We start from the raw sequence: 25,018 nt of genomic DNA on the forward strand, positions 1-25,018 counted from the left end.
TGCGACTAGGCCGCGGCGGCCAGGTCCCACGAGCGGCGGCGGATGCGGACCGGGACGTCCTCGCCGCGGGAGGCCGCCTCGAACACGGCCGCGCGGGCGCGGCGCCACCACACCGACGTGCGCCACAGGCCCAGCACCAGCACCGCGACCACCGACAGGAACGCCACCCGGAACGCGGTTGCCGGGCCGAGTGGCTGTGCCGCGTCCAGGAGCAGGCCGACCGCCAGTGCCGACACCGTGATCGCCACGAAGCCGCCCACGTTCACCACGCCGGTCGCGGTGCTCACGCGGCGCATGGGGTTGTAGTCACGAGCCAGCGCGAAGCCGATGGTCGACGCCGGGCCGCCCAGCGACAGGAACGCGAAGCCGGCCACCAGAAGCCACAGCGGCACGTGCCCACCCGGCCAGCCCAGCAGCAGCGCCCACACACCCAGTGCCGCGACCACGTAACCGACCACCATCGGGGTACGCCATTCGGGTCGGCGGCTGATCATCGTGCCGACCACCGGACCGCCCCCGATCGCGCCGAGCACCAGCAGCGAGAGCAGCAGGCCCGCGGCCGGTTCCGTCAGGCCCTGCGCCTGTACCAGGTACGGGAAACCCCACAGCAGGCCCAACATCGCCGGGGCGAACATGGTCGAGAAGTGGACCCAGAAGCCGAGCCGCGTACCGGGTGTCCGCCACGCGTGGCTGACCTGGGTGAGGACCGAACGGAGTGACTCCGTGCGATCCACCGGCTCGGGGACGGCCCCGATCGGGTTGTCACGCACTCGGAGGATCAGCACCACCGAGTACAGGGCCGTGACCGACCCCGTGACGGCGAACGTCGTCGTCCAGCCCGCACTGTCGAGCAGCAGCGACAGCGGAACCGTCGACGCCAGGTTGCCGAGGGCGCCCAGCGCCGCGGTGAAGGACGCGACCGCGGCGTAGCGACGGGCCGGGAAGTGCGCGGCCACCAGGCGCAGCACGCTGACGAACGTCATCGCGTCGCCGACGCCGAGCACGGCTCGGGCCAGCAGGCCGAGCGGGTAGGAGGTGGCGAACGCGAACAGCACCTGCCCCAGTCCCATGAGCAGGGCGGCGACCGTCAGCACGCGCCGCGCGCCGTAGCGGTCCACGAGCAGTCCCGTCGGCACCTGCATCGATGCGTAGACACCGATCTGCAGCACGGTGAACGTGCCGAGCGCGGCGGGGCCGAGGTGGAAGCGCTCCCCTGCCTGGAGGCTGGCCACGCCCAGCGACGTGCGGTGGAACACCGCGGCGAGGTAGACCACCACCGCGGTCACCCAGATGATCATTGCCCGTCGAGTGTGCGGCGTGGTCAAAGCTCTCCGTTCGCGGGTCGTCGGGGCGGGTCCACTTGCTAAAGCGCTTCAGATCGGCGAATCGTTAGCCAGGCTAACCGTGCGCTTCACCACATCCGAGTCAGACGCGGACCGCGCCGAGGACCGCCCAGCGGCCGGAACGCGTGCGCAGGAGGACCGAGCCGAGGCGGACGACCATGAACAGCGACAGGCCGGTCCAGATCCCGGCGAGGCCCCAGTCGAACGCGAACGACAGCCACACGAACGGCAGGAACCCGGTCACCGCGGCCAGGATCGTCGCCGTACGCAGGAAAGCGGCGTCGCCCGCGCCGAGCAGCACGCCGTCCAGTGCGAACACGACGCCCGCGATCGGTTGCAACGCGACGAAGAACCACCAGGCGTGCGGGATCTCGCCGAGCACCGAGGCGTCCGAAGTGAACACTCGCGGCAGCATCCCGGCCAGCAGGGCGAAGACCACGCCAAGACCGATGCCGAAGACCAGGCCGTAACGGGTGACCTGCCGCGCGAGACCGCGGGCGCGGTCGTCGTCGTCCGCGCCGAGTGCCGCACCGACGAGCGACTGCGCGGCGATGGCCAGCGAGTCGAGCACCAGCGCCAGGAACGTCCACAGCTGCAACACGATCTGGTGCGCGCCGACGGCGGCGGTCGAGTGGTGCGCGGCCACGGTCGTCGCGGAGACGAAGCACGCCTGGAACGCGACGCCACGCACCAGCAGGTCACGCCCGAGGGTCAGCTGCGCCCGCATCACCGAGGGCTTCGGCGCCAGCGACACCCGTTCGGCCCGCAGGGCGCGGACGAACAGCGTCGCGCTGATCACCTGCGCCGCCACGTTCGCGACCGCGGAACCCTCGAGGCCCCAGCCGAGCGGGTAGACCAGCACCGGGCACAGCACGGCGGAGATCCCGTTGCCCGCCAACACATAGCGCAGCGGCCTGCGCGTGTCCTGCACACCGCGCAGCCACCCGTTGCCCGCCATCGTGACGAGGACGAACGGTGCGCCGAACAACGCGACACGCAGCCAGCCGACCGCCGCGTCGGCCACTTCCCCCTGTCCGGCAAGGACTTCCGCGACCGGACGGGCGACGAGCTGACCCACCCCGATCAGCACGACGCCGATCGCGACGGCGAGCCAGGTGGCCTGCACGCCCTCGGCGACGGCGTCCGCGCGGCGGCCCGCGCCGTGCAGGCGGGCGGTGCGCGCGGTCGTGCCGTAGGACAGGAAGTTCAGCTGGGAGATCTGCGCGAGCACGATCGCCCCGACGGACAGCGCGCCGAGCGGCACCGCGCCGAGGTGCCCGACGACGGCCGTGTCGACCAGCAGGTACAGCGGCTCCGCGGCCAGCACCCCCAGCGCAGGCACGGCGAGACCGAGCACCTGCCTGAGCGGTACGGTCACGACGCGCCTCTCTGTAAGGTGTGCAACGCGGCTTCGCCCCTGACATTAATCGTGAGGACCGAGGATGGACAACGCCGACTACCTCGAGGTGGCGCTCAGGTTGACCAACGCCACACTCTCCGACGTGGCGGCCCTGCGCGCGGCACTGCACGACGAGCCGTGGTGGTCGGCGCGGGCGGGCGAGACGGACCTGGAGGCCCTGAGACCGGTCGCCGCAGGCCTGCGGCGGGCACTGGCCCGCGCCGTGGCCGCGGACCACGACGGCGTGCTGCGCGAGGTCAACGCGTTGCTGGCGGCGCACCCGCTTCGCCCGCGCCTGTCCGCGGGGCACACGGCCGACCCGAACTGGCACATCCACATGGCCGACACGTCGGAGCCACCCGCGACCGAGGTGGCGGCCGCGGCGGCGTGGGGCCTCGCGCACGGCGTCGTCCACCACGGACCGAGTCGCTTCGGCCACTGCGGCGCGGCGGACTGCGACAACTACTACCTCGACACGTCCACCAACCGCGCCAGGCGGTTCTGCTCCCCGCGCTGCGCGAACCGGGTGCACGTGGCGGCGTTCAGGTCCCGTCAGCGCGACGGCTGATCCTCGTCGTCCTCCGGTGACGGGGTCGGTGCGCGGCGCTCGTAGGCCTGCTGGATCTCGATCTGGGGCTCGACGGCGGCCGGGTGCCAGATGTCGTCGAAGATGGTCATCGTCGCGCTGAGCGCCTCACTGCCCACGCGGCGGCGCTGGACGCGCCTGGTCAGGCGGACCAGGCCCCAGCCGACCAGCGCACACACGGCCGCCACCAGCAGGAAGGGCCACACGACACTCATGTCTCCTCCTGGAGCACGACGGCGAGCACACCTGCGACGATCGCGGCCACGTCGACCGTCGGGTCCATGCCCCTGCGCAGCGCGAGGCCGCCGCCGAGGGCGCCCAGCACGACCACCACGTGCGGCAGCGGCAGCGCGGGCCGCAGGCCGAGGCGCCCGCAGTGCCTGTCCAGCACTGCGACGATCTGCTCCTCGTGGCCCTTCTGCGCGGCCACGACCGCCGCGGCGGTCTCGGCTTGGCCCGCCACCGCCGCGAGGAACTCCGCGGTCGTGGCGCTCCACCTCGCGGCCTCGTCGTCGGCGAACGTGACCGGGGTCAGTGCGCGGACGAGGCCGGACCGGTCGGTCGCCGCCGCCAGCGCCTCGTCCAGAAGGCGCAGGTGAGCCTCGGCCTGAGCCGCCATGGCCGCCAGCCACAGGCCCTCCTTGCCGCCGAAGTGCTTGTAGACCGCGCCACGCGTGTAGCCGGCCTCGGCCGCGATCTCCTCGATCGTCGCGGCGAGGAACCCGCGCCTGGCCAGCACGGTCCGCCCCGCCGCGAGCAGGCGCTCGTGCGTCTGCCGCTGCTGCTCCGCGCGTGTCAGCCTCGCCACCGGACCCCGTTCAGTAACACGGTGTTTCTGGATACACCACGTTACTGTCGTCGCGGTCGGCGAAGCAAGGGCACTACGTGAGGATGACCGACCGCGTGAGGTTGCGTGGCTCGTCCGGGTTGAGGCCGCGTGACTCCGCGACCGCCTGCGCGAGCAGGTGCGCGCGGACCAGGGACACGAGCGGGTCGCCCGCGAACGTCTCCAGGTGGGCACCCGTGGCGCGGACGTCGTCGGCCAGGCCGTGCGGCGCCGCACCGAACACCCACACCGCGCGACCAGGCGCGGCGATGGAGATCGGGCCGTGGCGGTACTCCATGGCGTAGTAGGACTCCGTCCACGCCTGGGCCGCCTCACGCAGCTTGAGGGCCCCCTCTTCGGCGAGGCCTGTCGTCCACCCGGTGCCGAGGAAGGTGACCTGCTCTGCCGACGTCAGCCCGGGTGCCAGCGGGGTCTCCAGCGCGTCGGCCGCCGCGGCGGGGAGCGCGTCGAGGGACTCGCCGAGCGAGGCACGCAGCAGGACCAGCGCGGAGGTGGCGAAGCGGGTCTGCACCACGGACCGCTCGTCGGCGAAGTCCAGCACGACCAGCTCGTCCGCGGCGTCGCTGATCGGGGTGGCCGAGTCGGCGGTGAGGGCGACCGACGGTGTCGCGAGCTGGTCGAGGACCGACAGCACCTCGGTCGTGGTGCCGGAGCGGGACAGCGCGACCACACGGTCGTAGTGCCTGCCGTGCGGGAACTCCGACGCCGGGAACGCGTCGGTCTCCCCCAGCGCCGCCGCCTCCCGCAGGGCCGCGTACGCCCGCGCCATGTAGTACGACGTCCCGCAACCGATCACCGCCACCCGCTCGCCGGGCTCCGGGAGGCCGGAAACGGACAGGTCCAGTGCACGCGCCCACGTCTCGGGCTGGCTGGCGATCTCGTCCCGCAGATATGTCATCCATCGCTCCCGCGTTGCTCGAAGATGATTCCAAACTACCAACTTCGAGCACGTTCGAGCGAGTGGACAATGGACCAATGACCGGCGAGAAGGATGTGCTGCTGGCCGCCCCCCGTGCCGCGCTGGCGAGGGTCCGGCGCGACCCGGACGACTGGGACGGCGAGTACGACTACGGCCTGCTGCTGGCCATGTACTTCGACGGCGTCGACCTCCCGCTCGCCCGCCGCATGCTGGCGGCCGCCGTCCGCTACCACCGCGACCACGTGCCCCCGGGCATCAGCCCGGAGCTGGTCCGTGCCGGCCTCCTGGTCGCCTGCCACGGCGACGCGGCGGACGTCTGGCTGCACTGGACGGCCTACGCGCTGAGCTTCGACCCCGGCTACCGCCCGCTGCTCGCGGTGGCCGGGCTGCGCAGGACCCGGGACCTGGTCCGGGAGAGCACGCACCCCGACCGGGGCCGCGTCGCCGTCGAGCTGGCCGGGCTGCGTGCACGGGAGGTGACCGCGTGGCTCGACGAGCAGCGCGAGCGGTTTCCCTCGGACCCGGCCGCCGAGTCCCTGTTCGGCTGGTCCACCCACGCCCGCGAGCTCGGCAGGCCGGACCTTTCCCGCGAGCTGCTGCTCGCGTGGGCACGAGAGCGGCCACACGACCCGGCCACGTTCGCGGCCGTGCGGTCCCGCCTCGGTCGCCTCGGGTTCGCGGCCGAGGCCGTCGAGGCCCAGCGTGAGGCCGTCGCGATCACCACCGGCCGGGAGCGCCTCGGCCACGAGCTGGTCACGCTCGCCAGCGTGTGCCGGGAGGCGGGCGACCTCGCGGGTGCACGGCAGGCCCTCGAGGAGTGCGCCGCGCTCGCCCCGCCCCTGGGTGGGCTCGCCACCAGCCTCCGACGCGAGGCACGGGAGCTCGACGCACTACGGCCCGGCACCCCGTCGGGTACCGGGCCGTAGCGAGGAGAGATCAGTCGGGCAGGCGCTCGCCCGTCTCGGCGTCGAACAGGTGCACCGCGCCCGGCTGGGGCACGAGGCCGACCTTCTCGCCACGCGTGAACGCCGACATGCCCGGAGCACGCACGGTGATCGGCGGCGGGGCGCTGGCGTCCGCGTCGGCCGCCTCGTCGGTGGCCAGCTGCGGCGCGGAGGTTGAGCAGTACAGGAACTGGTCCGAGCCGAGCTCCTCGACGACCTCGACGGTCGCGGAGATGCCCTCGCCGGCCGGCTTCAGCGTCCAGCCCTCGGGCCGGATGCCGACGACCACGCCGGTGCCGGTCAGCGCGGTGCGCTGCTCGGGGGTCAGCTCGATGGCCTGGCCGCCGATGACCGCGCCCTCGCCGTTGACCGTGGCAGGGATCAGGTTCATGGCGGGCGAGCCGATGAAACCGGCGACGAACAGGTTCTTCGGCTTGCCGAACAGGCCGATCGGGGTGTCGCACTGCTGCAGGAGACCGTCCTTCAGCACGGCGACCCGGTCGCCCATGGTCATGGCCTCGACCTGGTCGTGCGTCACGTAGATCGTGGTGACGCCGAGACGGCGCTGCAGCGACGCGATCTGCGTACGGGTCTGCACCCGCAGCTTGGCGTCCAGGTTGGACAGCGGCTCGTCCATGCAGAACACCTGCGGGCGGCGCACGATCGCGCGGCCCATGGCGACGCGCTGGCGCTGGCCACCGGACAGCTTGGCGGGCTTGCGCTCCAGGTACGGCTCGAGGTCGAGGAGCTTGGCCGCCTCCAGGATGCGCTCGGCACGCTCGGCCTTCGGCACCTTCTTGATCTTCAAGTGGAAGCCGATGTTGTCCGCGACGGTCATGTGCGGGTACAGCGCGTAGTTCTGGAACACCATCGCGATGTCCCTGTCCTTCGGCGGGAGGTCGGTGACCTCCCGCTCGCCGATGCGGATCGCACCCTCGTCCACACCCTCGAGACCCGCAAGCATGCGCAGGGTGGTCGACTTGCCGCAACCCGACGGCCCGACCAGCACCAGGAACTCGCCGTCCTCAACCTCGAGGTTGAGCTGGTCGACCGCGGGACGGTCAGTTCCCGCGTAGAAACGGCTCGCACCGTCGAAGGTCACTGTCGCCATGGTGATCCTTTCATCCGCCGGTCTTCAGACCGCACCTCGTTGTCGCGGCCCGGCCCAGAACCGGCGCGCGATGCCAATCTAGAGGAACAAACAACTGAACACCACGATTCAGAATTACAAATCTACTTCACCCCGCCCGCGGTGAGGCCGGACACCAGGTGCTTCTCGATCATGGCGAACAGGGCCACGACCGGGAGGATCCCGATGATCGACACCGCGAAGACGTACTGCCAGGCCGACTCGTACTGACCGATGAACCTGGTCAACGCCACGGTGAGTGGCTGGTTGACGTCGGTGGGCAGCAGGATGAGGCTCGCGGCGAACTCGTTCCAGCACGCGATGAACGTGAAGATGATGGCAGTGACAATGCCGGGCCACACGAGCGGCAGCATGATCCTGCCAAGGGACTGGCCCCGGCTGCAGCCGTCGAGCCAGGCCGCCTCCTCGATCTCCTTCGGCACCGTGGCGAAGAAGCTGTGCATGATCCACACCGCGAACGACAGGTTGAACGCCGCGTTCACGAGGATCATCGCGAGCCAGGTGTCGTTGATCTCCAGCGAGACGAACTCGCGGAACAGGCCGGAGGCGAGCACGGTCGGCTGCAGCATCTGCGTGACCAGCACCAACAGCATGAACGGCAGCTTGAGCCGGAAGCTGTGGCGTGCCGTGTAGTAGGCGGCGGGCAGCGCGGCGACGAGCGCCAACACCGTGCCGCCCAACGAGATCACGACCGTGGAGAGCAGGTTGTGCGGGAGGGGCGTCTCCGGCGTGCTCCACATGTGGATGAAGTTGCTGAACAGCCAGTTCGTCGGGAAGTACTCCGGCGGAACTTTCAGGATCTCCTGGCGTGACTTGAACGCGCCGGAGAGCATGATCAGGTAGGGCGTCAGGAACACCAGCGCGACGATCACGCCGACGACCGTCAGACCCCAGCGCTTCTTCTCGCGCTTGCGCGGGGTGTTGGTGGTGGTCGTTTCGATCGTGGCCGGTGGGTCGAGTACCGCTCCGCGGGTCATGCCGCCCCCTCGCCCGCTCCGTGGCGCCGGAACGCTCCGCAAGCTCTGCTCATGCGTTCACCTCCCGCATCGGCTTGACGACCTTGAGGTAGATGCCGATCACCACGAGGATCACGACGAAGTTGACCACCGACAGGGCGCTCGCCGTGTCGATCTGCCGGTCGGACTGGATGAGCTTGAACATCAGCGTGGTCGTGGTGTCGGCGTCGTAGCCGGGTATCGAGCCGGTCATGGTCTTGAGGATCGGCAGCGAGTTGAACACGTTGATGATGTTGATGATCGCGGCGACCGCGAGCGCGGGCCGCAGCATCGGGAAGATGACCTGCCAGTACGTCTGGACCTTGCCCGCACCGTCGATCTGCGCCGCCTCCAGCACGTCGTGCGGGATCGTCTGCAGGCCGGCGAGCACCACGAATGTCGTGAACGGTACGGACACGAACACCGCGACCGCCATGGCCGACAGGAATCCGGACGTAGCGTTCTTGAGGAACCCGTACGGCTCGTCGAGGATCCCGACGTCGACGAGGAACTTGTTGATGATCCCGTAGAACGGGTCGAGCCCGTACACGAAGACCGTCGAGGTCATCACGACCGAGGCCGCCCACGGCACGATGATCACCATGCGCAGGACCTTGCGGCCGGGGAACTTCTTGTTCAGGAACTGCGCGAGCACCAGCGACAGCACCACGGTCACCAGCACGACGCCGAACGTCCACACGAGAGTGTTGGTGAGCACGGTCGGCAGCGGGTCGAGCCCGAAGACCGCCTTGTAGTTCGCGAAGCCTGCCCAGCCGCGGTCCTTGCCGAACCGCGACAGGTCGCGCAGCGAGGTGTAGATCATGAAGCCGACGGGGAAGATCACGACCCCGCCGATGAGGACCAGCGCGGGCGCCAGCCACGGTAGTGCCTGCAGCGTCGTCTGACGGCGGGCCTGCCGTCTCAACGCCTTGTTACGTGTGGTTGCCACCCGAGCGCCTCCTGGGTATCGGCGCAGGACCCCGTCGCGGGGCCCTGCGCCACCCGAATCATCCGTTGTCTACCGGTCAGCCGCTCGCGTCGGCCTTCTCCTGGATCGACTTGAGCACCTCGTCGACCGGCTTGGTCTGGATCTGGCCGACCAGGTCCTTGAACGCGCCGGAGGTCTGCGCCCAGGCCGGGTTGGTGGCCGGGTAGAACTTCGCGCTCGGCAGGGACTCCAGGAACGTCTTCAGCTCGGGCTTGCTGGCCGCCGAGTCCGCACCGGACTTGGTCGCCGGGATGAAGCCCTCGTTGTCGTTGAACTTGACGTAGTTGTCCTGCTGGTAGAAGAAGTCCAGGAACTTCGCGATCGAGCCCTGCTTGTCCGCGTCGTTGTTGAAGCCGACGAAGTAGTCGGCGACACCCAGCGTGACCGGCTTGCCGTCCTTGGTGGGGCTCGGCGCGATGGCCCAGTCGAGGTCCGGGGCCTTCTCGTTGATCTGGCCGACGATCGGCGGCAGACCCTCGATCATGCCGATCTTGCCCTGGATGAACACGTCCAGCAGCGGCGTGCGGTCGGTCGCGCCGGGGTCAGGCTGCGTGGCGCCCTCGTCGATCATCTTCTTCATGAAGGTGAGCGCCTCGGTGGCCTGCGGCGTGTCGATCGTCATCTTGCCGCTCTTCTCCCAGGACGCGCCCGCGCCGTACGCCCAGATGGACGTCTCGGCCTGGGCCTCCTCGGAGCCGAGCGGCATGCCGTAGCCGTAGACACCGCCGCCGAGCGCCGCGACCTTCTTCGCCGCCGCGAGCAGCTCGTCCCACGTCTTCGGCGGCGCGGTCACACCGGCCTGGGAGAAGAGCGTCTTGTTGTAGAACAGCGCGCGGGTCGAGGCCACCGTCGGCACGCCGTAGGCCTGGCCGTCGATCTTGGCGCTGTCGATGAAGGCGGGCTCGATGTCCTTGTACGTGTCCGGGGAGACGATCTCGTCGGCCTTGTAGAGCAGGTCGTCCGAGGCGTACGCCGGGCCTGCCGCGTCCAGCTCCAGGATGTCCGGGGCCTTGTTGTTCTGGATCTTGGTGGTCATGACGTTGTAGATGTCGTCCCAGCTCTGGGTCTCGAGCTTGACGTCGATGTTCGAGTTCTTCGCCTCGAAGTCCTTGACCAGCTGCTCCCAGTACGGCTTGGTCTTGTCGCCGTAGATGGGCACCAGCAGGTCAAGGCTGACGTTGCCGTCGCCGTCGTCGCTGCCGGAGTCGCTGCCGCAGCCGGCGAGCCCGAGCGCAGCCACTGTCGCCACCGCGACAGCCATAGAAACGCGCCTCAAGATGTCCTCCGTTTCCGCCTGGCCGGTCCGCTCCGCCTGGCTGGGTCGCCGTGCCGACCCATGGGGCCCGGAACGGCGATTGGTTTATACCACTTGTTCGGCAGGACGCCGCCGTTCGTCCTCAACTGGTTACGAGCGGCACCGGGTTTCGCAACATGTCACGCACCCGCGCGGTCACCTCGGCCGCCGTGCCCGACGCACTGAACCCCGCCGCCAGCCGGTGGCCGCCCCCACCGAGCCCGACGGCAACGGCCCGCACGTCGACGGCACTTTTCGCCCGCAGCGACCCGTTCCACTCGCCGGGCGCCGCCTCCTTGATCACGAGTGTGACCTCGGCCTCGACCGTCGTGCGCAGGATGTCGACGACCGACTCGACCTCCTCCGGCCGGATCCCCGTCATGTCACCCTGGGTGACCGACGTGTACACGAGCCCCCGTCCGCCGGCGGCGTCCGGTTCGAGCCGGGCCCGCGCGAGCACGCGGGCGAGCATGGGGAGCCACGCGAAGGAGTGCGTGTCGAGCAGCCTGCGGCCGAGGTCGTCCGGGTCGACACCGGCCTCGATGAGCCGCATGGCCATGGCGTGGGTCGCCGGGGTGGCACGCCGGAAGGAGCTGGTGTCGGTGACGAGCCCGGCGTAGAGGCAGCGGGCGATGTCCGCGTCGAGCGGCGCGGCCAGCTCGTCGAGCAGCTTCAGCACGAGCACGGTGGTCGCCTCCGCGTGCTCGTCGACGACGTGGTGGGTGCCGAACCGGGTGTTGGACGCGTGGTGGTCGATGACGAGCACGTCGCCGCTGGTGGCGACCCGGTTCGCGAGCCAGCCGAGCCGGTCCTCACTGGCCACGTCGAGCGCGACCAGCAGCTCGGGTGCCTCGGGGACCTCACTGGCCGGCACGACGAGGCCGAGCGTGTCGAGGCTCCTCAGCGAGTGCGGCACCGCCGCTGGCGGCCCGAAGGACACGCGCACGGTCGTGCCGGTCCGGTGGAGCGCGCCTGCCAGCGCGAGGGCGCTGCCGAGAGCGTCCGCGTCGGGGTTGACATGCGCGAGCAGCGTCACGTCGGTCGCGTTCCCGAGCAGAGCCGCGGCCGCGTGAAGATCAGCGGTCAGCACGCGCCCAGCCTTCCGGTAAGCGGGCGGTGACGTCCAGTACCGGAATTTTGACAGGCACCTGTCAATCTGACACTTTGTTCCCCATGACCGGATTGAGCCCACCAGGATGGGCGTTCTCGGAGCTGCTGGTCGAGGTTTTCCGCGTCAACGGCCTGCTCCTGGCGGCAGGTGACCGGCTCGCGGCCCCGGCGGGCCTGACGAGTGCGCGGTGGCAGGTGTTGGGGGTCGTCGACCACGGGCCGACCACGGTCGCCCAGGTGGCGCGGACGATGGGCCTGACCAGGCAGTCCGTGCGGCAGACAGCCGACGCGCTGGTCCGCGACGGGCTGGTGGAGCTGGTCCCCAACCCCGCGGACCGCAGGGCGCGGCTCCTGAAGCTCACGCCCGAGGGCCGGAAGGCGCTGCGGTACGTGGAGGAACAACAGTCGACCTGGGCCAACGCGATCGCGGCCCACCTGCCGCACACGGAGCTGCGGACGTGCGTCGGCGTGCTGCGCGACCTCGGCGACCTGCTGGAGCCCGCCGGTGGCGAGTGAGGACTACCCGGCCGTCAGGCACGGGGACTCGGCGCTCAGCAGCAGCTCGCCGTACGAGTTGTCACGCAGTGACATCCGGAAGCTGTCCTTGGTGTTCTGGACCCACACGTAGTGCCGTTTGGGTCGCAGGTCGTCCAGCAACTCGAAGTCGTGGGCCTGCCACCAGGTGAGCAGGGTGTCGAAGTGTTCGTTGTCGTCGGCGAGGCCCCGGACGAAGTACGTGCTCGTGACGATCACCCGGCCCTGCTGCTCGCCCTTGCAGGCGGTCGAGGACGGTGCGGACGCCGCCTGCAGGCGGGCGTCGGCGGGCAGCGCGGTGATGGCGCGGCGGATGTAGGACTCCACGCGGTCGTACGCGTCGGACTCGGTCAGCGAGTCGTCGGTCCGGTTCGGCCCGCAGGCGGTCAGGAGGGCCAGGGCGACCAGCGCCAGCAACGCCGCCCTCATGGTGCCCGGTCTGGCGCCAGGGTGGCGTCGTCCACGAAAGCCGCGTCGAGTAACACCGTCTTCAGCACAAATGCCGCAACCACAAGCACAACCACCTTCATCGGGTTCCAGTACTCGCCGTGCGTCGAGCGCGTGACCGCGTGCGCCTGGGGCGGAGACAGGTGAATGATGTCGCTTACCGCGCCCGAGGCATAGACCTCGGCCGACGGAAGCCGGACACATTGTTCACCCGGTGCCGTGGCAGGCCCACATCGGGTGAGACCAGTTGACGAAGGATCGAGAGGGGCCGACTCGGTCAGGTCGGCAGGGGGCTCAGTCCTCGTCGTCCTCGCGCGGTGCCCGGTAGGGGTCCGGGTCGCCGGCGGGCTTGGCGCCGTTGGCCAGGCGGGCCACCTCGGCGTCGGCCGCGGCCGCGCGGGCCAGCAGCTCGGTGATGTGCTTGGCGTCCTCCGGCACGGTGTCCGCCACGAACGTGAGCGTCGGCGTGAACTTGACGCCGGTGCCCGCGCCGACCATCGAACGCAGCACGCCCTTCGCCGACTCGAGCGCGGCCGCGGCCCCCGCGGCGTCCGGCGGGATGTCGAGCTTGTCGCCGAGCACCGTGTAGTACACGGTCGCGTCGTGCAGGTCCGCCGTGACCTTCGTGTCCGTGATGGTCACCCTGGCGAGCCGGGGGTCCTTCACCTCGTGCTCGAGCGCGGACGCCACGATCTGCGAGATGCGCTTCGCGAGCTTGCGGGCGCGTGGTGCGTCAGCCACGACGAAACTCCTTCGAACGTCAGTCTTCTGGGCCCAACCACCGGCGGCGGGCCGACAGGAGGTCCAGCTCGGGCCTGCCCGCCACCAACCGCTCGCACGCTTCGAGCACATCGTCCACGTGCGACGCGTCGGCGGCCACCGCGGCGACGCCGATCAGGGCCCGGCGGTGCTTGTCCAGATGCCCTGCCTCGGCCACGGTCACCTCGAAGCGCTTGCGCAGCTCCGCGATGACGGGCCGCACGGCGGACCGCTTCTCCTTCAGTGAACGGATGTCACCGAGCAGCACATCCAGCTCGAGAGCCCCCACGTACAACGGAAATCCTTCGGGAAGAGCCCGGTGCCGCCCTCGGGGGAGGGCGGCACCGGGGAACACTCAGTCGCGCGGCTTCTCGCGCAGCTCGTAGGTCTCGATGATGTCCTCGATCTTGAGGTCACCGTACGAGCCGAGCGTCAGACCGCACTCGAAGCCCTCCCGGACCTCGACCGCGTCGTCCTTGAACCGCCGCAACGAGCTGACCGGCAGGCTCTCCTGGATGACGACGCCGTCGCGGATGAGACGGGCCTTGGCGTTGCGCCGGATCTCGCCGGACAGCACCATGCAACCCGCGATCGTGCCGACCTTCGAGGACTTGAACACGTCGCGAATCTCGGCGCGACCGAGCTCGACCTCTTCGTAGACCGGTTTGAGCATGCCCTTGAGGGCCTGCTCGATCTCGTCAATCGCCTGGTAGATGACCGAGTAGTAGCGGACGTCGATGCCCTCGCGGTTGGCCTGCTCGGTGACCTTGCCCTCGGCGCGGACGTTGAACCCGAGGATGATCGCGTCGGACGCGATCGCCAGGTCCACGTTGGCCTTGGTGATGCCACCGACGCCGCGGTCGATGACCCGCAGCTCGACCTCTTCGCCGACGTCGATCTTCGTGAGCGCGTCCTCGAGTGCCTCGACGGTACCCGAGTTGTCGCCCTTGATGATCAGGTTGAGCTGGCTGGTCTCCTTGAGCGCGGAGTCCAGGTCCTCGAGGCTGATCCGCTTGCGGCGCGAGGCGTTGGCCGCGTTGCGCATGCGGGCCGCGCGGCGCTCGGCGATCTGCCGTGCCGTGCGGTCCTCGTCGACCACCAGGAAGGTGTCACCCGCGCCTGGCACCGACGTGAAGCCGATGACCTGGACCGGGCGCGACGGGGTCGCCTCGGTGATGTCCTCGTTGAACTCGTCGACCATGCGGCGCACGCGACCGTAGGCGTCGCCCGCCACGATCGAGTCACCGACGCGCAGCGTGCCGCGCTGGACCAGCACCGTGGCGACCGGGCCGCGACCGCGGTCCAGGTGCGCCTCGATGGCGACGCCCTGCGCCTCCATCTCCGGGTTGGCCCGCAGGTCGAGCGCCGCGTCCGCGGTGAGCACGACCGCCTCGAGCAGCCCGCCGATGTTGATGTTCTGACGCGCGGAGATGTCGACGAACATCGTGTCGCCGCCGTACTCCTCGGCCACCAGCCCGTACTCGGTGAGCTGCTGGCGCACCTTCTGCGGGTTCGCGCCTTCCTTGTCGATCTTGTTGACCGCCACCACGATCGGCAGGCCCGCGGCCTGCGCGTGGTTGATGGCCTCCACCGTCTGCGGCATGACGCCGTCGTCGGCGGCGACCACGATCACCGCGATGTCCGTGGAGTTCGCGCCACGGGCACGCATGGCGGTGAACGCCTCGTGGCCCGGGGTGTCGATGAAGGTGATCAGCCGCTCGTTGCCGTCGACCTCGACCGCGACCTGGTAGGCGCCGATGTGCTGGGTGATGCCACCGGCCTCGCCCTCGTGCACCGTCGTCTTGCGGATGGTGTCCAACAGGCGGGTCTTACCGTGGTCGACGTGACCCATGACGGTCACGACCGGCGGCCGCGCCTGCAGCTCCTCCTCGCCACCGGCGTTCTCACCGTAGGAGATGTCGAAGGAGTCGAGCAGCTCGCGGTCCTCCTCCTCGGGGGAGACGACCTGCACCTTGTAGTTCATCTCGGTGCCGAGCAGCTCGAGGACGTCGTCGGAGACCGACTGCGTCGCGGTGACCATCTCACCGAGGTGGAACAGCACCTGCACCAGCGAGGCCGGGTTGGCGTTGATCTTCTCGGCGAAGTCGGTCAGCGAGGCGCCGCGCGGGAGACGGATGCTCTCGCCGTTGCCCTTGGGCAGGCGAACACCGCCGACGCTGGGCGCCTGCATGTTCTCCATGTACTCCTGGCGCTTCTGCCGCTTCGACTTGCGACCACGCCGGGAGGGACCGCCTGGGCGGCCGAAGGCACCCGCGGCACCGCCGCGACCGCCACCGGAGCCGGGACGACCGCCGCCGCCACCGCGGAAGCCGCCGCCACCACCCGCGGGTGCGCCGCCGCCCCCACCGGGACGGAAACCGCCACCGCCGCCACCGCCGCCGCCCCCACCGGGACCGCCACGGAAGCCGCCGCCACCGCCACCGGGACCGCCACGGGCTCCGCCGCCGGGACCGCCACGCGCGCCGCCGCCCGGGCCACCACGCGCGCCGCCGCCGGGACCGCCACCGGGGCCACCGCGACCGCCACCCGCCGGACGGGCCGGGCGGGGCGGCATCATGCCGGGGTTGGGCCGGGGCGGCATCGAGCCGGGGTTGGGCCGGGGACCTGCGGGCGCGTTGCCGCCGCCACCGCCACGCGGGCCGGGAGCGGGCCGGTTCTCACCAGGCCGCGCGGCACGCTCGCCACCGGGCGCACCCTGGCCAGCGGGCCGGGGACCGGGGGCCGGACGGCTGGGCGGCGCACCCGCGCCGACGCCGAACGGGTTGTTGCCGACTCGGGGCGCGCGCGGGCCGGGCTTGGGCCCCTGCTGCTTCGGCGGCACGACCTGGCCGCCGCCCTGGTTCGAGTTGGGCTGGGTGTTCTGCGGCTGCTGCTTCTGAGGCTGCTGCTGCTGCGCGGCCGCCGCTGCCGGCTGCTGCTGGTGCGGCGGCTGCGGCATCTGCTTCGGCGCGGGCTTGGGAGCCGGCTTGGGCGCCGGGCGCGGTGCCTCGGTCTCCACCTGGGCCGCGGCGGGCGCGGCCGGCTTCTGCTGTGCCGGACCCGGCTTCGCGGCCGGCTTCGGGACGACGCTCTGTGCCACCGGTTGGGTGACCTCCGGGTTACTACTGGGCCGCGCCGCGGGCTTCGGCTGCGCTGGGGTGGGTGTGGAAGTCCTGCGGGCGTCGGACTTTCCCGAACCGCCCGCCTTGGGGTATGAGTCCCGCAACCTGCGGGCGACCGGCGCCTCCACTGTGGAGCTCGCCGACTTCACGAACTCGCCGAGCTCCTTGAGCTTCGCGAGTACGTCCTTGCTGGTTACACCGAGCTCCTTAGCGAGCTCGTGCACTCGGGCCTTGCCTGCCACTGCTCTCCTCGTCCGAGTGAGGCCGGCGGCACTGGCCCGCGCGACCTCGTCCTATCGTCTGGCGTTCATGGCTTCAGCTTCACGGCTGACTCATGACGGGTCGACCTGCTTCCGTTCTTCTTGCCCGGCCCGGGAAATTCCCGTTCCGGTCGTGCGGTGAACCTGCGCCTCCAGCTGGGTCCGGAAGCGAGCGGTGTCGAGCTCACCGGGCGCGTGTAACGATTTGGCGAACGCCCGCCTGCGCTCGGCCTTGCCCAGACAACCGAGATCAGGATGGACCCACGCTCCACGACCTGGAAGTGATCTTCGCAGATCGAGAGCGAGTTCCCCACCCCGTATCACGACCCGGAGCAACTCACCGGCCGACGCCCTGTTCCGGCACCCGACACACGTACGCACCGGGCCTTCGGCCGGTGCTGAAGCGTGCTGGGACGCCGGTCCATGACGTTGAACCACTGATGAGTCTATCCCGTCCGCCTCAGTCAGCCGAACCCGACGCCGGTGCGACCTGCCCCACTCCCGAATCGGCGGGCGGGTCGGCCGGTGCGGCGTCGCTCCTGATGTCGATCCGCCAGCCCGTCAGACGCGCGGCGAGGCGGGCGTTCTGGCCCTCCTTGCCGATCGCCAGCGACAGCTGGAAGTCGGGCACGACGACCCGGGCCGTCTTCGCCCGCTCGTCGACGACCCGCACGGCGATGACCTTCGCGGGCGACAGCGCGTTGCCGACGAACGTGGCCGCGTCGTCCGAGAAGTCGATGATGTCGATCTTCTCGCCGAGCAGCTCGCTCATCACGTTGCGCACCCGCGCCCCCATCGGGCCGATGCAGGCGCCCTTGGCGTTGACCCCGGAGACGGTGGACCGGACCGCGATCTTGGACCGGTGGCCCGCCTCGCGTGCCACGGCCGGGATCTCGACGGTGCCGTCGGCGATCTCGGGCACCTCGAGCGCGAACAGGCGCCGGACGAGGTTGGGGTGCGTGCGGGACAACGTGATCTGGGGTCCCCTTGTTCCCCGGCTCACCCCGAGCACGTAGCACTTGATGCGCGTGCCGTGCTCGTAGCGCTCGCCGGGCACCTGCTCGACCTGGGGCAGCACGCCCTCGGTGTCGCCGACCTGGACGACGACCATGTTGCGCGCGTTGGCCCGCGCGTCACGCTGCACGACGCCCGCGACGATCTCGCCCTCCTTGGCGGAGAACTCGCCGAAGGTCTTCTCGTTCTCGGCGTCGCGCAGGCGCTGCAGGATGACCTGGCGCGCGGTGGTCGCGGCGATGCGCCCGAAGCCCTCCGGCGTGTCGTCCCACTCGTCGCCCGGCTCGCCGTCCTCCCCGACCTCGGACGCGAGCACGCGCACCAGGCCGGTGCGCCGGTCGATGTCGATGCGTGCGTGCGGCTGGTGGCCGTCCGTGTGCTTGTACGCGGTGAGCAGCGCCGTCTCGATCGCCTCGATCACCGTGTCGAAGGGGATGTCCTTGTCACGCTCGATCGCACGCAGCGCCGCGATGTCGACATTCACCCCGATCCCTCCTCATGTGCCAGCTTGGCGATCTCGGCCGCGGATGGTTCCTTGAACTCCACCTCGATGACCGCGTGGTCGATCTCGGCGTAACCCATGCGTCGCAGCTGCCCGTCCACGAGCAGCTCGACGCCTTCCTCGTCAGCGTCGCCGACCCGCGCGAGGAACTTGTCCTCCGGCGTGCGGACCGACACCTTGCGCAGCCGCGCGCGGCGCCAGTGCCTCGGCCTCGTCAGCGGGCGGTCGAGCCCCGGTGAGGTGACCTCCAGCGTGTAGGCGCCTGCCAGGAACTCGTCGTGACTGTCCAGCGCCTCGGAGACGAGCCTGGACACGTCGGCCACCTCGTCGAGGCCGATCCCGTCGTCGCCGTCGACGACGACCTTGACGAGCTGGGTGCGGCCCGCCTGCTGCACGTGCACCTGCTCCAGCTCGTACCCGGCGCGTGCGACGGCGGCCGCGACGACCGGTTCGAGCCGCTCGCTCCCTCCGCCTGTGCGTTCTCGCTGACCGGGCACCTGCGCTCCTTGCTGTTGTCGACGTTCACCTTGGGTGGTTGCCAAGCGTATCTCGTCCGCCGGGACGGCCTGGGTCCGAGCAGGCATGGTGCGTCCGACCGGGTGGCTGCCCGGCCTGGCAGTATGACCGCCTGTGATGGTCTCCCGCCGTGCGGCTCTGCGCCTTGGCGCACTGGCAGCCCTGGTACCGGTGGTGGCGTGCACCCCGGAACCGGAGAAGCCGCCGCCCCCGGACCCCCTCGCCGCCCTCGCCGCGAAGGCGCGGTCCGACGCCGCGCTGGCGACGGCGGTCGCGGCGGCGCAGCCGGACATCGCCGCCGCGGCGACCGAGGTCGCCAACGCGAGGAAGGAGCACGCGCGGGTGCTCCAGGCCGAGGTGGACCGGGCCAGGCCGCCGGTGTCCTCGTCCGCACCCGCCAAGCCGCCGAAAGCACCGGAGGCACCCGCCGACGGGGCCGCGGCGCTCGTCGACGCGCTCACGTCGGCGGAGAAGGCGGCCGCGGACCTCGTGCCGTCCGCGCCGCGCTACCGCGCGGGCATGCTCGGTTCGGTCGCGGCGTGCTGCGCGAGCCTGCGGGTGGTGCTCTCATGACGTCCGCACAGCCCGCCGGGCCCACCTCGCTGCCGGAGGACGCCGTCACCGCCACCCAGGACGCGCTGGGCGCCGAGCACGCAGCGCTCTGGGTGTACGGGCTGGTGAGCGCGTTCCTGCCGGGCAGCTACGACGCCTCGGTGCAGGAGTGCAGGAACGCCCACCGCGCCCGCAGGGACGCGACCGAGCTGCTGCTGTCCGGCGCGGGCCAGAGCCCGCGCTCGGCCGAGCCCGCGTACGTGACGCCGCAGCCGGTGACCGACCAGGCGTCGGCGATCGCGGTGATCGTGCTGGCGGAGTCCGACGCGACCGTCGCGTGGCGCGCGGTCCTGGAGCGCACGGACGACAGGGCGTTGCGGACGGCGGCGCTGGACGGGCTGCGTGACGCGGCGGTCCGGGCGACCCGCTGGCGCGTGGCAGGCGGCCAGACGCCGAGCGCTCCCCCGCTGCCCGGCGCGCCGGGCTGACGCTGCCCGCCCCGAGCTTCAGCCGGTGCCGGAGTCGCCGTCGACCCTCGCGGCGAGGCGGATGGCGTCGGTGGACACCGGGTCGAGGATGTTCTCGTCCGCGGCCTTGTCGTCGGTCTTGTCCTTCTCCGCGAAGTCGGACTCGACGATGATCACCTCGCGCCCGGACTGCTTCGAGGCGTAACCGTCGCGGGTGCTCAGCCGGTCGATGCCCTCGATCTTGACCACACCGTCACGCACGACGTCGCTGACGTTGCCGGTCTCGTTCTGGTCGGTCAGCTCGACCAGGGCCAGCGCGTCCTCCTGCGTGCGCATGACGACCACGGACACCGAGGTGTAGATGGTCCGGTCGTCGACCTTGGTGACGAACAACTGCCTGGTCAGGTGGTCACAGGGAGTCGACTGGAGGAGGTTCTGGATGGGCTTGCCGTAGGCGTGTGCCGCGCAGTCGGTGACCCGGTCCGGCTCCGGCATGCCCTTGTACGCGGTGAACTGGTAGACGCCGCCGGGTTCCTCGGCCGAGCTCTCCCCGCCGGTGTCCGGCGGTGTCGACGAGTCGCCGTTGGTGACGGCGTACCAGACGAGGCCGGACACGACCGCGACGACGACCAGGCCGGCGGCACGCATCGCCCACTGGAGCGTCCTGTTCGGCGGCGGGGTTGGCGCCTCCTGGCGGAACTGGATGGGCGGCGGCCGTTCCGGCCGCTGAGGGCCGCTGTTGGGCCACTGTTGGCCTGGGCGGTAGGGAGCCGACACGGGAGGCACCGTAACCGCACTTACCTCGATGGACCAGGGTGAGGTCCCGCTTGTGCCGTCGCGATCATCTGGTAGCCAGCGCGCCGAGCACGCGGTCGACGTCGTCTCCGGTGTTGTAGAGGTGGAAGGAAAGCCTGGTCCGGCCCGCGCGGAGGCTGCTGACCACGCCCGAGGAGGCGAGCCGCGCGGCCTGGTCGGGAGTGAGGTCGAGGGAGACGATCGCGGAGCCGGTCGCGGGTAGTCCCATCTCGGCACGCACCGTGTCGGCCAGGCCCGCGCAGTGGTCGCGGACGGCCGCCAGGTCCAGGTTCGCGAGCCAGGGGGTGGACACCGCCGCGCCGACCTGTGCGAACCAGACGGGTGAGAGGTCGAGCCCCCGGATGCCGGGCGCGAGGCGCAGTGGGAGGCCGTAGACGCTGTCCCAGCGTTCCTCGCCGCCGTACCAGTTGGCGACGTGCGGGACGGGTACCGGGGCGTCCTCGCGCACCGCGAGCCAGGCCGCGCCACGCGGCGCGAACAGCCACTTGTAGCTGCCGCCGACGACGTAGTCCGCCCAGTCGAGGGCCATGGGCAGCCAACCAGCGGCCTGGGTCACGTCGAACAGCACCGGCCTGCCGCACCGGCGGAGCGCGGCGAGGTCGGCGATGGCCCCGTCGGCGGACTGGACCACGCTGACGGCGACGAGGTCGTGGTCCTCGGCGGCGTCGAGGATCCGGTCGGCCGAGACCTCGGTCACCGTGACACCCCGCTTGTCCTGCGCGGCGAAGGGGAAGGTCACGCTGGTGAACTCGTTGTCGACGGTCAGCACACGGGTCCCGTCCGGCACACTCGCCGCGATCAGCCCGACGAGCTGCGAGACGCTCGCACCACTCGCGACCCGGTCCGGCTCGACGCCGACGAGCCGCGCCCAACCGGCCCTCGCGGTGGCGACGTCCTCGTCGTACTGCGGCGGCCGCGACTCGCCCACCCGCCACTGCGCGACGGCCCCTGCCACCGCGTCGGCCACCCCGGCCGCAGGGATGCCGATGCTCGCCGTGTTGAGATAGCCGATGGGGACGTCGAACCGCTCACCGAAGGCCGTGCGCATGCCCTCGAACCTAGTTGGGAGTGCATTCGGTGGGCTACCAGTCGTGGGTGGTGCGGTGCTTGGTCGATCAGCACGAACCCCAGGCAAACGAGCCCACAGACGGCGGCCCCCAGGATGCCCAACGCAAGACCTTCCACCGCGCAGACCTCTCCATAGTTGGATTGATCTGCGTTCGGCTCGACCGACAAAGGTGTAGAAGCAGTTTCTGTGCCGGATGCAAGCCAGACACGCGACCGGACGGCGTTGAACTGGGTGATACAGCTCTGAGCAGGCGATACCGTGGCCCGGCCGGCGGGTCGATCTCTCTGTCCGAGCGCGCGAACGACATCAATTCGCCCCGGTCGGATTCGACGGTCAAGACCTCTGACCGCTCGCCGAGGGCCGTGCGCATGCCCTCGAACCCACCCAGGTAATTCGGACGCGGGCAGGTCCTCGGCACGCCACAATGCGGGCATGATCACCCAGCTCGACCCGCCGAGCCTCCCGGCGGGCAACGACACCTACACGCACGGCACGCTGGTGACCGGGGCCACCCGCACGGTCTTCGTGAGCGGCCAGGTGCCGTGGGCGGACGCGGAGGGCAAGGTGCCGCCGACCTTCACCGAGCAGTGCCGGCTCACCTGGCGCAACGTCCTCGCCGTGCTCGCCGAGGCCGACATGGGTGTCACCGACCTCGCCAAGGTGACCTGCTACCTCGCCGACCGCCGGTACCGACAGGAGTTCATCGACGTCCGCACGGAGGTCCTCGGCGGTCACCGGCCCGCGTTGACGATCATCATCACGGACATCTACTCGGCGGACTGGCTGCTGGAGATCGAGGCCGTCGCCATGGCGTGAGACTGTCGGTGCCCTGTGAGCTAATTGCCTCATGGAGACCACCGAGATCCAGGTGCGGACCGGCGCCCGTCAGGTCGTGCGCGACCTGACGGGCGAGTGCGAGAAGTTCCTGTCGTCCGTCGACGCGGGTGACGGGCTGTTGAACGTGTGGGTGCCGCACGCCACAGCGGGTCTCGCGATCATCGAGACCGGGGCGGGCAGTGACGACGACCTGCTCGCCGCACTGCGCGACCTGCTGCCCGGCGACGACCGCTGGCGCCACCGGCACGGCTCACCCGGCCACGGGCGGGACCACGTGCTCCCCGCACTGGTCCCGCCGTCGACCACCGTGCCCGTCGTCGGTGGTCGGCTCGCGCTCGGCACGTGGCAGTCGGTCTGTCTCGTCGACACGAACGTCGACAACCCGACGCGGACCGTCCGGCTCAGCTTCCTGAGCTGACCAGCTCACGCGTCTCCACGGGCGTCTCCGCCGGCCGCCGCCGGTTCGGCCACAGCAGCACGACGAGCCCGACGACCGCCATGGCCACCAGGACGACCGTGCCGTTACGCACGTCCGGCGCGTCCGGCACGCCGAGCAGCAGGCTGCGCAGCCCCTCGGTGGAGAAGCGGAACGGCGTCCACGACCACAGGACCGCCCGGTAGGCCGGGTTCAGCATCTCCGGCACCGTGCCCGCGACCGCGGGCGCCAGCAGGTACATCGGGCCCAGGATCGACGCGGCCCTCAGATGGAGCAGGCGCAGCAACGCGCCCTGGACGGCCGCGAACGCGACGGCCGTGAGGAACAGGAAGCCGACGACGTTCCAGCCGACGTCCAGCGACGAGTCCCACAGCTTCATGAACCCGACGATCACGCCGGTGGTGAACACGCTGATCGACGCGACCAGTGTGAGCCGGGCGACGGGGGTCGCCCGCAGGCCGCGGCGGGTCACGAGCAGGCCGAACGCCATGGCGCCGACCATGCCGCCGATCCAGATGAGCGCGCTGGCCGCCAGGGGCGCGGTGCGACCCGCCGTGCTGGCCGGGTGGACGGTCACGACCTCGGGTGGCGCGAGCCGCGCACCGGGCTGTTGCTGGGCGAGTGCGCCGAGCAGACCCTGCGCCGCACCCGTCAGCACCTGCTGGGCGACCTGGGTGCCCTGCGGGTTGACCGCGCCGGAGGTGACGATCCTGACCGACGGGCCCTGGCCCAGTTCGAGGATGCCGTAGACCTTCTTGTCGTCGAGGAGGTCGCGGGCGTGCGCCGGGTCGGTGACCTGCCAGTCGACGGCGTCGCCGCCGTGGCTCGCGATCTGGTCCGCCGCCTGGCGCAGCACCGGGTTGTCGGCCGTCGCGACCGCCAGCGGTAGGTGGTCCGGCGCGACCGTGGCCTGCACGCCGAAGGTGAGGAAGCCGAGCACGGTGGCGACCACCGCCCCCGCGAGGCCGAGCCCCACCGCGACCCTGCTCGGGTTACGCATCTGTGCCCCAATTCATCGTCTGTCGAATTTAGCGACGACGGTACGCCCGTCCCGCCCACTGGGTCAACCCGTGTTGAATTCCTGCGCGTGCCACGATGGCCGGGTGAGGACGCTCGTGCTGTGGGACATCGACCTGACGCTCGTCGACTACTCCGGCCTCGGCAGGCGCTGGTACACCGACGCGCTCCACGCCGTCGGCGGGGTGCCGCTGCGGCACCTGCCGTCGTTCCCCGGCCGCACCGAACGGTCGCTGGCTCGTGAGTTCCTGACAGCACACGGCATCGAACACTCCGAGGAGCGCGTGGAGCTGTTCTTCGCCGCGCTCACCGCGCTGGCCGAACAGGACCGCGCGACGCTGCCCTCACTCGGCCGCGCACTCGTGGGTGCCTCGGAGATCCTGACCGAGCTGTCCACGCGCGCGAACGTGGTCCAGTCCCTCGTGACGGGCAACCTGCCGGAGCTGGCCAACTACAAGCTCGAGGCCTTCGACCTGCACCACCACATCGACTTCGAGATCGGCGGCTACGGCTCCCTGTCGGAGCACCGCCACGACCTGGTGGCGGCGGCCATCACCCAGGCGTCGACGAAACACGGCGACTTCGAGACGGTGGTCGTGATCGGCGACACCCCGCACGACGTGGCAGCGGGCCTGCACCACGGCACGACGACGGTCGGTGTCGCGACGGGCCGCTTCACGGCGGCGGAACTGGAGGAGTCGGGCGCCCACGTGACACTGCGGGACCTGTCCGACACCCCGGCGGTCGCGAAAGCCCTCCTACCCCAGGCGGGATAGGAGGGCGGTTCATCGAGGAAACCCCGCTCCGAAAGCGAAGAGACCGCGCAACCACGCAACGCGTGAGCGGGCCACCGGCTCACCAGCGAGCGGAGCGAGCCAAACCAACACCGTGAGCGGGCCGCCGGCGTCTGGACTGACGAGCACGGAAGCCCCTGCGCGAGGAACGAGCCCAGGGACTTCCGCGCGCAGGAGGGAAGACGCCGGGAGAAGGCCCGCTCACCGCGAGCGGAGCGAGCCAATGTCACCGTGAGCGGGCCGCCGGCGTCTGGACTGACGAGCACGGAAGCCCCTGCGCGAGCGAAGCGAGCCCAGGGAC

General features: G+C 70.8%; 28 protein-coding genes. 8 read left to right on the forward strand and 20 right to left on the reverse strand.

The window, feature by feature from the left end; genetic code table 11:
• Positions 1-5: 5 nt before the first annotated feature.
• Both CLV71_RS28940 and CLV71_RS28945 read right to left on the reverse strand, forming a co-directional pair.
• Positions 6-1,298: an MFS transporter gene (locus CLV71_RS28940; RefSeq protein WP_133906012.1), complete on the reverse strand. Its 1,293-nt coding sequence runs from the start codon at positions 1,296-1,298 to the stop codon at positions 6-8.
• Positions 1,299-1,425: 127 nt separating this feature from the next.
• Complete coding sequence (locus CLV71_RS28945; RefSeq protein WP_133906013.1) at positions 1,426-2,721, reverse strand: MATE family efflux transporter; 1,296 nt, start codon at positions 2,719-2,721, stop codon at positions 1,426-1,428.
• Between the two features lie 64 nt (positions 2,722-2,785).
• Here CLV71_RS28945 and CLV71_RS28950 point away from each other — a divergent pair, with 64 nt between their 5' ends.
• Positions 2,786-3,310: a CGNR zinc finger domain-containing protein gene (locus CLV71_RS28950; RefSeq protein WP_133906014.1), complete on the forward strand. Its 525-nt coding sequence runs from the start codon at positions 2,786-2,788 to the stop codon at positions 3,308-3,310.
• Here CLV71_RS28950 and CLV71_RS28955 read toward each other — a convergent pair.
• The 3 genes from CLV71_RS28955 to CLV71_RS28965 all read right to left on the reverse strand — a co-directional run bounded on the left by CLV71_RS28955 (position 3,295) and on the right by CLV71_RS28965 (position 5,073).
• Positions 3,295-3,543, reverse strand: coding sequence for a hypothetical protein (locus tag CLV71_RS28955; protein WP_133906015.1), 249 nt, complete (start codon positions 3,541-3,543; stop codon positions 3,295-3,297). The two genes, CLV71_RS28950 and CLV71_RS28955, sit on opposite strands and share 16 nt — an antisense overlap.
• Entirely contained in the window at positions 3,540-4,136 is a 597-nt protein-coding gene (locus tag CLV71_RS28960; RefSeq protein WP_133906016.1) for a TetR/AcrR family transcriptional regulator, read from the reverse strand. The genes CLV71_RS28955 and CLV71_RS28960 overlap by 4 nt, the downstream gene beginning before the upstream one ends.
• Positions 4,137-4,209: 73 nt before the next feature.
• Positions 4,210-5,073, reverse strand: a complete 864-nt coding sequence (locus tag CLV71_RS28965) for an SIS domain-containing protein (protein WP_133906017.1) — start codon at positions 5,071-5,073, stop codon at positions 4,210-4,212.
• A gap of 77 nt (positions 5,074-5,150) precedes the next feature.
• Here CLV71_RS28965 and CLV71_RS28970 point away from each other — a divergent pair, with 77 nt between their 5' ends.
• Complete coding sequence (locus tag CLV71_RS28970; protein WP_133906018.1) at positions 5,151-6,020, forward strand: tetratricopeptide repeat protein; 870 nt, start codon at positions 5,151-5,153, stop codon at positions 6,018-6,020.
• A 10-nt stretch (positions 6,021-6,030) separates the two neighbouring features.
• Here the strand turns inward: CLV71_RS28970 and CLV71_RS28975 are convergent, their stop codons facing one another.
• The 5 genes from CLV71_RS28975 to CLV71_RS28995 form a co-directional block, all read right to left on the reverse strand.
• Positions 6,031-7,149 carry an ABC transporter ATP-binding protein gene (locus tag CLV71_RS28975; protein ID WP_133906019.1) on the reverse strand — a complete coding sequence of 373 codons (1,119 nt, stop codon included), beginning with the start codon at positions 7,147-7,149 and terminating at the stop codon, positions 6,031-6,033.
• Positions 7,150-7,271: 122 nt separating this feature from the next.
• Positions 7,272-8,165 carry a carbohydrate ABC transporter permease gene (locus tag CLV71_RS28980; RefSeq protein WP_133906020.1) on the reverse strand — a complete coding sequence of 298 codons (894 nt, stop codon included), beginning with the start codon at positions 8,163-8,165 and terminating at the stop codon, positions 7,272-7,274.
• A 49-nt stretch (positions 8,166-8,214) separates the two neighbouring features.
• Positions 8,215-9,132: a carbohydrate ABC transporter permease gene (locus CLV71_RS28985; protein WP_243866761.1), complete on the reverse strand. Its 918-nt coding sequence runs from the start codon at positions 9,130-9,132 to the stop codon at positions 8,215-8,217.
• A 76-nt stretch (positions 9,133-9,208) separates the two neighbouring features.
• A complete protein-coding gene (locus tag CLV71_RS28990) occupies positions 9,209-10,420 on the reverse strand; it encodes an extracellular solute-binding protein (protein WP_208297799.1) in 1,212 nt (403 codons plus the stop codon).
• Positions 10,421-10,568: 148 nt separating this feature from the next.
• The gene (locus CLV71_RS28995) at positions 10,569-11,555 is read right to left on the reverse strand and encodes a DHH family phosphoesterase (protein WP_424923915.1); all 987 of its coding nucleotides are present in this window, start codon (positions 11,553-11,555) and stop codon (positions 10,569-10,571) included.
• A gap of 83 nt (positions 11,556-11,638) precedes the next feature.
• Here CLV71_RS28995 and CLV71_RS29000 point away from each other — a divergent pair, with 83 nt between their 5' ends.
• The gene (locus tag CLV71_RS29000; RefSeq protein WP_133906022.1) at positions 11,639-12,091 is read left to right on the forward strand and encodes a MarR family winged helix-turn-helix transcriptional regulator; all 453 of its coding nucleotides are present in this window, start codon (positions 11,639-11,641) and stop codon (positions 12,089-12,091) included.
• A 3-nt stretch (positions 12,092-12,094) separates the two neighbouring features.
• Here the strand turns inward: CLV71_RS29000 and CLV71_RS29005 are convergent, their stop codons facing one another.
• The 7 genes from CLV71_RS29005 to rimP all read right to left on the reverse strand — a co-directional run bounded on the left by CLV71_RS29005 (position 12,095) and on the right by rimP (position 18,710).
• Positions 12,095-12,538: a hypothetical protein gene (locus tag CLV71_RS29005; protein ID WP_133906023.1), complete on the reverse strand. Its 444-nt coding sequence runs from the start codon at positions 12,536-12,538 to the stop codon at positions 12,095-12,097.
• A 312-nt stretch (positions 12,539-12,850) separates the two neighbouring features.
• A complete protein-coding gene (gene rbfA / locus CLV71_RS29010; protein ID WP_133906024.1) occupies positions 12,851-13,297 on the reverse strand; it encodes a 30S ribosome-binding factor RbfA in 447 nt (148 codons plus the stop codon).
• 19 nt (positions 13,298-13,316) lie between these two features.
• Complete coding sequence (locus tag CLV71_RS29015; RefSeq protein ID WP_133906025.1) at positions 13,317-13,610, reverse strand: DUF503 domain-containing protein; 294 nt, start codon at positions 13,608-13,610, stop codon at positions 13,317-13,319.
• 60 nt (positions 13,611-13,670) lie between these two features.
• Positions 13,671-16,679, reverse strand: a complete 3,009-nt coding sequence (gene infB, locus CLV71_RS29020) for a translation initiation factor IF-2 (RefSeq protein ID WP_133906026.1) — start codon at positions 16,677-16,679, stop codon at positions 13,671-13,673.
• A 90-nt stretch (positions 16,680-16,769) separates the two neighbouring features.
• Entirely contained in the window at positions 16,770-17,135 is a 366-nt protein-coding gene (locus CLV71_RS29025; RefSeq protein WP_243866762.1) for a YlxR family protein, read from the reverse strand.
• Positions 17,136-17,157: 22 nt separating this feature from the next.
• Entirely contained in the window at positions 17,158-18,195 is a 1,038-nt protein-coding gene (gene nusA / locus CLV71_RS29030; protein ID WP_133906028.1) for a transcription termination factor NusA, read from the reverse strand.
• A complete protein-coding gene (gene rimP / locus CLV71_RS29035; RefSeq protein WP_243866763.1) occupies positions 18,192-18,710 on the reverse strand; it encodes a ribosome maturation factor RimP in 519 nt (172 codons plus the stop codon). Before rimP ends, nusA begins: the two co-directional genes overlap by 4 nt.
• Positions 18,711-18,846: 136 nt before the next feature.
• Here rimP and CLV71_RS29040 point away from each other — a divergent pair, with 136 nt between their 5' ends.
• Positions 18,847-19,302: a hypothetical protein gene (locus CLV71_RS29040; protein ID WP_133906030.1), complete on the forward strand. Its 456-nt coding sequence runs from the start codon at positions 18,847-18,849 to the stop codon at positions 19,300-19,302.
• On the forward strand, positions 19,299-19,769 hold the full coding sequence (locus CLV71_RS29045; protein ID WP_133906031.1) for a ferritin-like domain-containing protein: 471 nt from the start codon (positions 19,299-19,301) through the stop codon (positions 19,767-19,769). Before CLV71_RS29040 ends, CLV71_RS29045 begins: the two co-directional genes overlap by 4 nt.
• An 18-nt stretch (positions 19,770-19,787) precedes the next feature.
• On the opposite strand, the gene CLV71_RS29050 is transcribed toward CLV71_RS29045, so the two are convergent.
• Both CLV71_RS29050 and CLV71_RS29055 read right to left on the reverse strand, forming a co-directional pair.
• A complete protein-coding gene (locus CLV71_RS29050; RefSeq protein WP_133906032.1) occupies positions 19,788-20,525 on the reverse strand; it encodes a hypothetical protein in 738 nt (245 codons plus the stop codon).
• A gap of 64 nt (positions 20,526-20,589) precedes the next feature.
• Positions 20,590-21,612, reverse strand: coding sequence for an aminotransferase class V-fold PLP-dependent enzyme (locus CLV71_RS29055; protein WP_133906033.1), 1,023 nt, complete (start codon positions 21,610-21,612; stop codon positions 20,590-20,592).
• 453 nt (positions 21,613-22,065) lie between these two features.
• Here CLV71_RS29055 and CLV71_RS29060 point away from each other — a divergent pair, with 453 nt between their 5' ends.
• Complete coding sequence (locus CLV71_RS29060; RefSeq protein ID WP_133906034.1) at positions 22,066-22,449, forward strand: RidA family protein; 384 nt, start codon at positions 22,066-22,068, stop codon at positions 22,447-22,449.
• 31 nt (positions 22,450-22,480) lie between these two features.
• Positions 22,481-22,888: a secondary thiamine-phosphate synthase enzyme YjbQ gene (locus CLV71_RS29065; RefSeq protein WP_133906035.1), complete on the forward strand. Its 408-nt coding sequence runs from the start codon at positions 22,481-22,483 to the stop codon at positions 22,886-22,888.
• Here the strand turns inward: CLV71_RS29065 and CLV71_RS29070 are convergent.
• Positions 22,872-23,906, reverse strand: coding sequence for an ABC transporter permease (locus CLV71_RS29070; protein WP_133906036.1), 1,035 nt, complete (start codon positions 23,904-23,906; stop codon positions 22,872-22,874). The genes CLV71_RS29065 and CLV71_RS29070 overlap by 17 nt on opposite strands.
• 103 nt (positions 23,907-24,009) lie before the next feature.
• Here CLV71_RS29070 and CLV71_RS29075 point away from each other — a divergent pair, with 103 nt between their 5' ends.
• Positions 24,010-24,699: an HAD family hydrolase gene (locus CLV71_RS29075; RefSeq protein WP_243866764.1), complete on the forward strand. Its 690-nt coding sequence runs from the start codon at positions 24,010-24,012 to the stop codon at positions 24,697-24,699.
• Positions 24,700-25,018: the final 319 nt, after the last annotated feature.

This window comes from Actinophytocola oryzae, assembly GCF_004364325.1.
In the GTDB taxonomy this organism is placed as follows: Bacteria; Actinomycetota; Actinomycetes; order Mycobacteriales; family Pseudonocardiaceae; genus Actinophytocola; species Actinophytocola oryzae.